Raw genomic sequence first — 6,593 nt, 5'->3', positions numbered from 1 at the left:
CCTCCCCGGTGCCGCATCCCGCCAGCAGTGCGGAGAGGAACGCGGCGGTGAACGAGTCGCCCGCCCCGACCGTGTCTGCCACCTCGACGCGCGGCGTCGCCACGTACGACATGCCGCCGGGGGTGAAGACATGGCTGCCGTCGGCCCCGCAGGTTAAGATGAGCACCCGGAGTCCATACTTTTCCAGCAGGGCCCGGCACCGCTCCTCGGGTGTTGCTGCTTCCAGTCCGAACATGGCGCCCACGATCTCCAGCTCCTCGTCGTTAATTTTCAGGATATTGCACCTGCGCAGCGAGTCGTCGACGATATCGCGGGTGTAGAACCGCTGCCGCAGGTTGATGTCGAATATCCTGTATTGTCCCTGGCCGCCGGGCATTGTCTCCAGGAAACGGGCGATGGTCTGCCGCGATACGGGACTGCGCTGCGCCAGCGAGCCGAAGCACACGGCGCGGGTCTGCCGGGCCAGTGCCTCCAGCTCCGCCGTGAACGGAATGTTGTCCCATGCCACCTCCCTGCGTATTTCGTATGCGGGTTTCCCCGCCGCGTCGAGCGTCACCTGCACCGTGCCTGTCGGGAACGGCACCTCTTCCAATATGTGTTGCACGCCGTTTGCGGCGAGCTGCCTGCGGAGCTCGTGTCCGGGTTCGTCGTCGCCCACGGCGCTGACGGCGCAGCCCGGGAATCCGAACTGCGATACGTGGTAGGCGAAATTCGCCGGTGCTCCCCCGATTTTCCGCCCCTCGGGCAGTACGTCCCAGAGTGCCTCGCCGATGCCGACGATCCACCTCCTGTCTGAATTGGTTCCGGTATCCATCATGTTGTGCGATTTACAGCGAAGATAGCGGTTTTGTCCGATATTTCCCGGCCCGGGGCCGATTTTTATTCGCCCGGTGCGCCCCGGCGCATCCCTTTCCCGTTTCCCGGCGGCGCCGTCAAGGGTTTTTCGGCCGTTTCGGAAACGAATTGTCCCCGGAAATTTGTATGGAGTGGCATTTTATCTTAATTTTGTCAGAACTCAAACTGCCGACGATGCTTCGAATTTTCCATCCCCGTTCCCGCTTCCTGTGTGTCGTTTTTGCGTGCATCCTCTTTGCCGGATGTACGCAGCGCCCGGAATATTCGCTCCAGACCGGAGCGGCGCTGGAACGCCTCGATGCCGAACTGCTGCGCAAGGAGCGCTACCAGCAGTGGCGGCAGGAGCAGGCCGACAAACTGCGCGAGGGAGAGGGCACCGAGCCCGACTCCTTCCGCCGTGCCCGGAAGCTGTTCGACGTGTCGCAGATTTACGTCACCTATAACCTCGATTCGGCGGCTTATTACGTCAATCTGCTTTACGGACTGGCCGATAAGGCCGGTTCGCAGCGCATCCACCGCATCGCCCTGCTGGCCGACATCGACGTCTGGCTGGGGCGCGGCCAGCTCGGCCTGGCCGAAGAACTTTTCCGGCGAATCGACACCGCCGGCATGGCCCCGTGGGAATACGATGCGTGGCATTCGCGTTATTCGTCGGTGGCCAACCGCCGCTATGCCGAAACCGAGGATTCCCTCCGTAAGCGGGCATGGGGCGATACGGTCGTGCATGTCCGCTGCCTGGCTGTTCCCGGACAGTCGGAACTGACCCGTGCCCGGATGAAAGCTTCCGCCCTCCGCGACGAGGGGCGTTACGAGGAGGCCATCCGCCTGCTGGAGCCTTTTACGGCGCGGGTTTTGAGCAATCCCGACCGTGCGCTTCTCTATTACGGCCTGGCGGGCATTGCCCGCAGACAGGGCGACGAAGACAAGGGGCTCTATTACCTGGCCGAATCCTCCATTGCCGACCTGCAGGCCGGCACCCGTTCCTACTCTTCGCTCTACGACCTCGCACTCGCGCTGTTCGACCGCAAGGACTACGACCGTGCGGCGGCTTACATGGGATGCAGTTCCGACGACGCGATGCACTGCCGCTCGATGGTGCGCATTCCGGTTTCCTCTTCGGCGACCGTCAAAATCAGCGAGGCGATCTCCTCGAACATCGCCCAGCGGCAGGCCATGATGAGCACGACGATCTGGCTGGCCGGGATATTCCTGGTCGTCCTCGCCGTTATCCTCTGGTACGTGCTGTGGCAGCACCGCCGCCTGCGCGGCAACCACCGCCAGCTGCTCTACATGAGCGACCAGCTCCGGGAGAAGAACGACGAACTGCAGGCCAAAAACGGGCATATCCGCGAAATCAACACGGCACTGGTCGACTCCAACCGGATTAAAGACCGCTATGTCTGTCATTACATCGACCTTTCGGTGCACTACATCAAACAAATCGAGGCTTTCCGCCGCGAGGTGTGCCGTGTCGCCCGTACCAAGGGCGTGGACGAGCTGGTGCGGTGGCTCAATACTTCGCAGGCGGCCAGCGGGGAATATGCGAAATTCTACCAGTCGTTCGACTCCTCGTTCCTCGATATTTTCCCGCAGTTCATCGAGCAGGTCAACGCCCTGCTGCAGCCCGAGTCCCGCTTCTCGCCGCGCACCGACGCCTCGCTCACGACCGAGCTGCGTATCCTGGCCGCCATCCGGCTTGGCATCACCGACAGCGGCCACATCGCCTCGCTGCTCAACTGCGCCTCCGCCACGGTCTATACGTACCGCACCAAACTGCGCAACGCCGCCCTCGACCGCGACGATTTCGAACAGCAGGTGTCCCGCATCGGTTTGTAGCCTTCGGCGGGTCTATATAATCCGGGAAGGGAGTTTGTTTGCAGAGCGTTGATTGTCAGATTCATATAGATTTATATGGCTCTATATAGTTCGTCGTACGCGCGGAAAATCCGTAAAAAAGAGGTATTTTTGTCATTATCCGGAAGGATGCCAAACTAAACCAATCATACTTATGCTGACTACAACTTATTTGCGCAGAAAGCTCGCCCTGACCTGCGGTCTGGGGCTGCTGGCTTCGGCGGCCGTTTCGTGTGCGCCGCAGCACAACGTACTTACCGAGGCGGAAATCGCCGACGGCTGGGAGCTGCTCTTCGACGGCAAGAGCCTCGACCAGTGGAAAGACTACAACGGCGATTCGCTGACCATGCCGTGGCATGTCGTCGACGGCTGCATCCAGGCCCGGGGCGACGGCAGCGACCTGGCGGGCTACATCGTCACCAAGAAACAGTACGACAACTTCATCCTCGACTGGGACTGGAAACTCTCCTACGGCGGCAACAGCGGCATGCTCTACCACGTCGTCGAGAATCCCTATTTCAAGGTTCCCTACGTGACGGGCCCCGAATACCAGCTTATCGACAACGAGGGCTGGGAGAAAGTCAATGCCCCGGCCAAACTCGAGCAGTGGCAGAAACTGGGCGTGGACTACGCCATGCACCTGCCCGACCCCGACTCGCTTTTCGTCAATCCGCAGGGCGAGTGGAACAATTCGCGCATCGTCTTCGACAACGGCCATGTCGAGCATTGGCTCAACGGCCACAAGATCCTCGAATTCGAGGCGTGGACGGACGACTGGTTCGCCCGCAAGCACAGCGGCAAATGGGAAATGGCCCCCGAGTACGGACTGGCCGACCGCGGAGTTATCTGCCTGCAGGATCACGGCTCGCCCGCCTCGTTCCGCAACCTGAAAATCAAGGAGCTGCCCCGCAAGGCCGGCCGCGAGGTCGAGCTGTTCAACGGCAAGGATTTGACGGGCTGGGAGGCCTACGGAACGGAGAAGTGGTATGTCGACAAGGACGGCAACCTGGTTTGCGAGAGCGGCCCCGACAAGCAGTACGGCTACCTCGCCACGCGCGAATATTATAATGATTTCGACCTGACGCTCGAATTCAAGCAGCTCGCCAACGGCAACTCGGGCGTCTTCTTCCGCTCGTTCGTCGAGCCGCCCGTGAAGGTGCACGGCTGGCAGTGCGAAGTGGCCCCCAAAGGGTTCGACACGGCGGGCATCTACGAGTCCTACGGCCGCGGCTGGCTGGTGCAGATTCCCGATGAAAAGGAGAATATCCTCAAGGAGGGACAGTGGAACACGCTGCGCCTGAAGGTGCAGGGCGACCGCGTCCGGACGTGGCTCAACGGCGAGCAGATGGTCGACATCACCGATGCGAAGATCGGCGCCGCCCAGGGCCGCATCGCGCTCCAGATTCACGACGGCGGCGGGATTAAAGTCCTCTGGCGCAACCTCCGCCTGACAACCTTGTAACCAACACTAACCTGAAAAGCATATGAGTACCCGCAGAAATTTCCTGAAAACCTTAAGCGGCATGGCGGTACTGACCGTCGTCCCGCGCCACGTGCTCGGAGGCCCGAAATTCGTGGCGCCGAGCGACCAGCTTACCAAGGGCATCATCGGCGTCGGCGGCATCGGCAAGAGCAGTTACCACTTTACCAGCGGCAAGGAGTGCCGCCTGGTGGCCGTCTGCGACGTCGACCGCAAGCACCTCGAAAGCGCGGTCGCGCTGGGTAGGAAGAAATTCAACGAAACCCTGCAAACGTACCACGATTTCCGCGATTTGATCGCCGACCCCAATATCGACATCGTGCATATCGCCACGCCGCCTCACTGGCACGGCATCATGGCCGTCGAGGCCGCCAAGGCCGGCAAGGACATCTGGTGCGAGAAACCCATGACGCGCACCATCGGCGAGGGCAAGCGCCTGGTCGAAGCCGTGAAACGCAACAACCGGATTTTCCGCCTGAATACGTGGTTCCGCTTCAAGGATACGTTCTACGGGCTGGGCACCACGGTCGAGCCGCTCAAGAAACTGATCGACAGCGGACTGCTCGGTTGGCCGCTCAAGGTGACCATCTCCGGCACGACCGGCTTCACCTGGAAGTTCTTCTGGGTGGGCAGGGAGAACCTCGCGCCGCAGCCCGTTCCCTCGGAACTGGATTACGACATGTGGCTCGGCCCGGCTCCCTGGAAACCCTACAACCAGCACCGCGTGCACCAGACTTTCCGCGGTTACTGGGATTACGACGGCGGCGGCCTGACGGACATGGGCCAGCACTACATGGATCCCGTCCAGTACCTGCTGGGCAAGGACGAAACCTCGCCCGTGAAGATCGAGGTCGACGCACCCGAGCAGCACCCCGACGCCGTGGGTATCTGGCACAAAATCGTCTATACGTACGACGACGGCTGCCAGATTGTCCTCGAGGGCGAGGGCTTCGAGAGCAAGGGCGATACGCCCTATATCGAGGGCCCGCTGGGCAAGGTCTACAAGGGCTTCCGCTGCACGATTCCCGACGTCATGGAGAAACTGGCCGAAATGCCCGACCCGGCTCCGCAGAACACCGATTTCTTGGAATGCGTGCGCACGCGGCGCAAATTCGCGCTCGACGAGCAGATCGGTCACCGCAGCTCGACGCTCGTCAACCTGGGCGCCTGCGCCCTGCGGCTGAACCGCACCCTGCATTTCGATCCCGACAAGCAACTTTTCATCGGCGACGATGCCGCCAACCGACTGGTCGACCAGCCGATGCGCGGCCCGTGGCATATTTAGCACCTGTGTTATGAAAAAGATAATCACACGACTCATCCTATTGGGCGCTATGGCCGCCCTGCTGCCCGCAGGAGCTGCCGCCCAACAGCTCGACGCGCGCCAGCGCACCATGGAAACCATCGTTTCCGACGGCCTCGCACAGCTTCCGGCTCCCGACGGAACCGTTTTCAATCAGGTTATGGGCGAACTCGCCGCCACCGGGAGCCAGGGCGTCGAAATGATTGCCGCCATGCTCGTTCCCGCCGACAAGGGCAAGAACGCCACGTTCGAATACGCCTTGAACGGCATTGCAGCCTATGTGACCGACCCGGCGCACGAAGCGCTGCGTCCCGAAGTGCGCAAGGGGCTGCTCACGGCGCTCGACCGTTGTACGGACAATGCCAACCGGGCTTTCCTTTTCTCGCAGCTGCAGTTTTGCTCGACGGCCGCCGATGCCGAAGCGTTCGTACGCTACCTGGACGATTCTTACCTCTCCGATTACGCCCTCCGGGCGCTGATTTCGACTCCCGGCACCGAGCAGATACTGCTCGCGCAGGCCCGCAGGGAGGGCCTCGCCCCGGAACGGAAACGCGCACTGGCCTATGCTTTTGCCGAGAAACGGATGACTGAAGCCGAACCGCTGCTCGCGCAGTGGCTCGTCGGCGCCGATGCGGCGACGGCCGAACAGGTGTATAATGCATTGGCTGTCTGCGGTTCGCGTGCGTCGATCAAGCCGCTGGCCGCTGCTGCGGCCGGCATCGGCTACGGCTGTGACAGAACCGGTGCCACGGACGCTTACCTGCGCCTGCTGGCAAGACTTGCCGCCGCAGGCGATGCACAGGCCGTGAAAGCCGCCAAAGGGCTGCTCAAATGCGACCTTACGTATGTCCGGGGCGCCGCACTGGGGATTCTCGTCGATGCGCTCGGCGCTGAAAAGACGATGCCCTACGTGCTGAAAGCCGTCAAGGACGGCCCGGCGGAGTACCGCTACGCCGCCCTCCAGTCGCTGGGCAAGGGCAGCGACAACCTGTTCGCACAGCTTGCCGCCGGCATGCCCCGCTACGATGCCGGGGCGCAGGCCGCCGTTATCGCTTGGCTGGGTGAGCGCGGCGCCGTGTCGCAGAGCGATGCAATCACGGC

General features: G+C 61.9%; 4 protein-coding genes and 1 pseudogene. 4 read left to right on the top strand and 1 reads right to left on the bottom strand.

Annotation, left to right across the window (positions count from 1 at the left end):
• Positions 1–814 (bottom strand): carbohydrate kinase (locus QZT71_RS11595; protein ID WP_295916368.1); only part of this gene is annotated, 814 nt, incomplete at its 3' end.
• Between the two features lie 215 nt (positions 815–1,029).
• Here QZT71_RS11595 and QZT71_RS11590 point away from each other — a divergent pair.
• From QZT71_RS11590 to QZT71_RS11575, 4 genes and pseudogenes are all read left to right on the top strand, one after another.
• Entirely contained in the window at positions 1,030–2,691 is a 1,662-nt protein-coding gene (locus QZT71_RS11590) for a DUF6377 domain-containing protein (protein WP_295916366.1), read from the top strand.
• Between the two features lie 172 nt (positions 2,692–2,863).
• On the top strand, positions 2,864–4,171 hold the full coding sequence (locus tag QZT71_RS11585; RefSeq protein WP_295916362.1) for a DUF1080 domain-containing protein: 1,308 nt from the start codon (positions 2,864–2,866) through the stop codon (positions 4,169–4,171).
• A 22-nt stretch (positions 4,172–4,193) separates the two neighbouring features.
• Complete coding sequence (locus tag QZT71_RS11580) at positions 4,194–5,474, top strand: Gfo/Idh/MocA family oxidoreductase (RefSeq protein ID WP_295916360.1); 1,281 nt, start codon at positions 4,194–4,196, stop codon at positions 5,472–5,474.
• A gap of 10 nt (positions 5,475–5,484) precedes the next feature.
• Positions 5,485–6,593, top strand: a pseudogene (locus QZT71_RS11575) (DUF1080 domain-containing protein); the annotation flags it as partial.

The sequence above is a fragment of the uncultured Alistipes sp. genome, from assembly GCF_902388705.1.
Lineage (GTDB): Bacteria > Bacteroidota > Bacteroidia > Bacteroidales > Rikenellaceae > Alistipes.
This window is presented reverse-complemented; position numbering and strand designations above follow the sequence as displayed.

Excerpts from the sequence above, each read along its gene's own strand:
- QZT71_RS11590 (WP_295916366.1), top strand. The coding sequence starts at position 1,030 with ATGCTTCGAATTTTCCATCCCCGTTCCCGCTTCCTGTGTGTCGTTTTT.
- QZT71_RS11585 (WP_295916362.1), top strand. The coding sequence starts at position 2,864 with ATGCTGACTACAACTTATTTGCGCAGAAAGCTCGCCCTGACCTGCGGT.
- QZT71_RS11580 (WP_295916360.1), top strand. The coding sequence starts at position 4,194 with ATGAGTACCCGCAGAAATTTCCTGAAAACCTTAAGCGGCATGGCGGTA.